At 66.5% G+C, this 1,014-nt stretch carries 2 protein-coding genes; both read right to left on the reverse strand.

The window, feature by feature from the left end:
* The coding region (locus AC097L_RS26555) for an SDR family NAD(P)-dependent oxidoreductase (RefSeq protein WP_479589676.1) at positions 1-216 on the reverse strand (216 nt) is incomplete at its 3' end.
* On the reverse strand, positions 213-1,014 hold an 802-nt coding region (locus tag AC097L_RS26560), incomplete at its 5' end, for an ACP S-malonyltransferase (protein ID WP_479589677.1). The genes AC097L_RS26555 and AC097L_RS26560, both read right to left, overlap by 4 nt.

Below are 1,014 nucleotides of genomic sequence, written 5' to 3' on the forward strand. Positions count from 1 at the left end.
TTCGGCCTCGGCCCCGTCGTTGACGTTGAGCTTCTTGCCGCTGCAACCGGGGAAGGCGGCCAGCGCCTGGCTGATGGCTGCGGCACCCGCATCGATGGTGGCGGTGCCAACGACCTTCAGGCCGCGTTGCGCCAATTCCAGGGCGATGGCGGCACCAATGCCGCGCGAAGCGCCTGTGACCAAGGCCACCTGGCCTGCAAATTCAGCGGCGCTCATTCGGCGGCTCCTAATAGTTGGGACTGGACCTCGGCCATGCTGGCGGGGTCGAACAAAGGCAGGCCGACCAGGCCCGCGTCGATGCGCTTGACCATACCGGCCAGCACCTTGCCGGGACCGCATTCGACCAGGGTGGTCACGCCGCGGGCCTTGATAGCGGCCACGCACTCGACCCAGCGCACCGGGCCGAAAGCCTGGCGCACCAGGGCATCGCGGATGCGGTCGGCATCCTGCTCCACCGCTACGTCAATATTGTTGACCACCGGAATCTGCGGCGCGGCAAACACGGTCTGCGCCAGTTTGTCGCGCAGTTGCATGGCTGCGGGCTGCATCAGGCTGGAATGGAACGGTGCCGACACCGGCAAAGGCAGGGCCCGCTTGGCACCGCTGGCCTTGAGGACTTCGCAGGCTTTTTCGACCGCGGCCTTGCTGCCCGCAATCACGGTCTGGCCGGGGTCGTTGAAGTTCACTGCCTCCACCACCTCGGCTGCAAACTCAGTGCCTAAAGCGCGCATAGCGCTTGTCACATCGGCACAACCAGCTATCACTTTAGTAGCATCCAGCCCCAAAATAGCAGCCATGGCACCCACGCCCACCGGCACGGCGTTCTGCATGGCCTGCGCCCGAAAGCGCACCAGCGGCGCGGCCTGCGCCAGCGTCAACACACCGGAAGCCACCAGCGCGGAATATTCACCCAGCGAATGGCCGGCCACCACGGCAGGCGCGGCACCGGTCTCGGCCATCCAGGCGCGGTAGGCCGCCACCGCCGCCACCAGCATCACCGGTTGGGTGTTGGTG

This window comes from Rhodoferax sp. RT5P35 (assembly GCF_056521385.1).